This window comes from Exiguobacterium sp. s50 (genome assembly GCF_018618175.1).
GTDB lineage: Bacteria > Bacillota > Bacilli > Exiguobacteriales > Exiguobacteriaceae > Exiguobacterium > Exiguobacterium chiriqhucha.
This window is the reverse complement of the sequence record NZ_JACSLP010000022.1, coordinates 1-2,997: the sequence shown is the minus strand read 5'-3', so window position 1 is coordinate 2,997 and position 2,997 is coordinate 1. Positions and strand designations below refer to the sequence as shown.

The window sequence follows — 2,997 nt, the reverse complement described above, 5'->3', positions numbered from 1 at the left end:
ACGCAAAAACACCTCCGATGCTAGCACTTTTTTAAAGTGTACCACTGCGAAGGTGTTTTTATATTGTCTCAAAAATTTAGGTTAGCCCACTGCCTGAGGATGTTTTTTTATTCGTGTGAATGTGATTGGCGTTTGTTATATTTTTCGTCGAACTCTTTACCTTCGAGCGATTGGTCGATCGTGAGCGGTTCGTCGCAATGCATACATAAGTCGACCCGACCGAGCATCTTTGTCTGTTTCTCACAATTCGGACAAGTGACGACGATGGCTTTCGTGGATGCCATCCCAATAATAAAGTAGAGTGCTGAACTCGATAACACCATCACGAAGCCGAGCAACATGAAAATAATCATCAGCCATGTGATGCTTTTCGCCAACAGGCCGAGATACATGACCCCGATTCCCGCAAAGACGAGCAACAACGCAAGGTTTCGAGCGCGGTTGATTTTATTCCCCCGTTTTTTCATTTCGTAATCCCTCCATGTCTGTCTTTACTATAGCTCATCTGCTCGACCGTGAGAAGTTCATACAATCGTTGGCAGGAGAATTTTAAAAGAAGGCGAATCATTTTCGTATCAGATTATTGGGTGGACGTTTGAAGTTCATCATATAGAAAGAAGGTATCAAGGTGACTATGGAGTATGCCACACGCACAATCTATTCGGAATATGCAGCCTTGAAGACGACGCTTGGCATCATCGAAGTGAAGAAGAAACGACCACGCGATCCGTTGACAGACCAATCGGACCGGTTGTTGATTGTGATTGAAGCCAAAGAAGAACCGTTCTGGACAGTGAAACACTATCAGGTCGGACAAGAAAAAATCATTCTCCATTTGGTGAGTGATTCGATGATGGACCGCTGGATTTTGATGAACGAGAATCGCCGGGCCATCCACTGGATTGAAGATGGAATGGTGTTGTTTGAACGAAATACGTTTTTATTAGACTTGCGACAACGTCTTCGTAATTTCTCAAACGATGAGCAACGTCTGCAACTATCGCTTGCTTTTGCGAAATTGCTGCGACGCTTTGAAGACGGCCGAAGCTTATTTTTGCAAGAGGAACACCAAGACGCCTTCACCCAAATTCATCATGCCTTGACTCATTTGGCCAGATTATCGGTCTTAGAGGCCGGGATTCATCCTGAAATCGTATTATGGAAACAAGTACGCACACTCGATTTAGAAATATATAAACTCCACGAGGAACTCGTGAGCGGACAAGAGTCGCTTGAACAACGGATTCACTTGGTGATTATCGGAATGGAACATTTGATTCAATCAAAAGTGTTGCCGGGCACGCTTCTGCTACTGCAAACGATGCAACAACGCGACGAACCGTGGGCGTTCTCGGAATTAATGGAACACCCAAACTTGCAAGCATTGAAAGTCGACCTAGGTAGCATCGTCGGGTTCCTTGTCCGCAAAGGATATGTCCGTTCGGTCGCGCGACCGACAAAAGGTGTTGGGGTCGAAGCCATCGCCTATGAGATCGCCTAACTATATAGAAGCGAATGGAGTAGTTGAATCAGATGAAAATCGTTAAGTTTATATTCGGTAGTGTGTTGATTGTGCTTGTGACCGCAGTCATATCGGTCTTTACAGCACTCTTTACGATGGGCAATCCGATTGCAGGAGGACGCCCGATCCTTTGGACAATTTGGTACGTTGCCGCTTTATTAATTCTCATTATGGCGCTATATGACTTCTCGTCGTTAACGAAGGGGCAACTCAAACGAGTCGGATTGATTGGAACCGTGATTGGAGTCGTGTTCTTCGGTTCAGTGAAAGGGTACTACGTGTATACAGAAGGTTTGCGGATTGAAGAACGCGGTGTTGAGTTGTTTGACTATCAACCGTTTGAAGAAGAGTCCGATTTAGCTAAGCTCGATGCGCCATCTTCGTTTAAAATCGATTCAAATCTCCCACGCCTCGATGGTGCTACGGCACTCTATCCACTGTATGCGTCTTTTGTCGAAGCGGTTTATCCTTCTAACGAATATAATCCGTATAGTACGGAGGAGAGTCCTGTCGTCTCGACGACGACGGGAGAAGCGTATGATCGGTTGATTCAAGGGAAAACGGACATCATCTTTGTCGCCGGACCATCAGATCTTCAAGTGGCCGCGGCTAAGAAGGCAGGTGTGGAGTTCAACATGACACCAATCGGGCGCGAAGCGTTTGTCTTCTTTGTACATGAAGACAATCTAGTTGACTCGCTTAAATTAGACGAGATTCAACAAGTGTATGCCGGAGACATCGATAATTGGAGTGAGGTCGGAGGCGAGAATGATCCGATTCGAGCCTTCCAACGTCCAGAAGGAAGCGGGAGCCAGACGGCCTTGCAGCGGGTGATGGGTGATCGTAAATTAATGGCTGCACCCGTTGAAGATGTCCCGGAAGGTATGGGCGGTATTATCGAACAGACGGCCGCATACACAAATCATAAAAATGCGATTGGGTTCTCTTTCCGCTTCTATGCGACCGAGATGGTCGAAGATCACGACATTAAATTACTTCAAGTGAATGGAATCGCTCCAACGGTAGAAACCATCGCTGACGGGACGTATCCGATCACTTCTGAATTTTATGCCATCACGACAGAAGAGAACTATGAAACGCATAAGCCGTTTTTAGATTGGATGACATCTGAAGAAGGGCAGGCATTGGTGGAGCGGACGGGCTATGTGCCGCTAGCGAAAGATTGAAGCGTTGGGCCTCATGACGGGGCTCAACCTTTTTTATTTTTTTGTAATATTTCTATTGACGAAGTGGTAAATAGAGATTATAGTTATAAACGTTGTCACGGCGAAAGATTATTTCAGTAAAACAATTTGTGAAAAAAGTTGTTGACGCGGAGATAGACGACGTGATAAATTAATGAAGTCGCCAAGAGCGACAGACGAACTTTGAAAACTGAACGATGAGGCAAAAAAAGTTTTACAATGTTTGAATGAAGCGCAAGCTTCGTCATTTTTAAAGAGCTATATCAAATT

At 45.2% G+C, this 2,997-nt stretch carries 3 protein-coding genes; 2 read left to right on the top strand and 1 reads right to left on the bottom strand.

The genetic code is table 11. The features are described from left to right. Nucleotides 1-107: 107 nt before the first annotated feature. Nucleotides 108-467 carry a YgzB family protein gene (locus KNP68_RS14990; protein ID WP_021067733.1) on the bottom strand — a complete coding sequence of 120 codons (360 nt, stop codon included), beginning with the start codon at nt 465-467 and terminating at the stop codon, nt 108-110. A 167-nt stretch (nt 468-634) separates the two neighbouring features. Here KNP68_RS14990 and KNP68_RS14985 point away from each other — a divergent pair, with 167 nt between their 5' ends. Both KNP68_RS14985 and KNP68_RS14980 read left to right on the top strand, forming a co-directional pair. Next, nucleotides 635-1,501, top strand: coding sequence for a nucleotidyltransferase-like protein (locus KNP68_RS14985; RefSeq protein WP_029596001.1), 867 nt, complete (start codon nt 635-637; stop codon nt 1,499-1,501). A 32-nt stretch (nt 1,502-1,533) separates the two neighbouring features. After that, nucleotides 1,534-2,709 carry a PstS family phosphate ABC transporter substrate-binding protein gene (locus KNP68_RS14980; RefSeq protein WP_029596000.1) on the top strand — a complete coding sequence of 392 codons (1,176 nt, stop codon included), beginning with the start codon at nt 1,534-1,536 and terminating at the stop codon, nt 2,707-2,709. Nucleotides 2,710-2,997: the final 288 nt, after the last annotated feature.

What these genes read in the sequence shown, in the direction of transcription:
- KNP68_RS14990 (WP_021067733.1), bottom strand. Translation starts at nt 467, where the DNA reads ATGAAAAAACGGGGGAATAAAATCAACCGCGCTCGAAACCTTGCGTTG.
- KNP68_RS14985 (WP_029596001.1), top strand. Translation starts at nt 635, where the DNA reads ATGGAGTATGCCACACGCACAATCTATTCGGAATATGCAGCCTTGAAG.
- KNP68_RS14980 (WP_029596000.1), top strand. Translation starts at nt 1,534, where the DNA reads ATGAAAATCGTTAAGTTTATATTCGGTAGTGTGTTGATTGTGCTTGTG.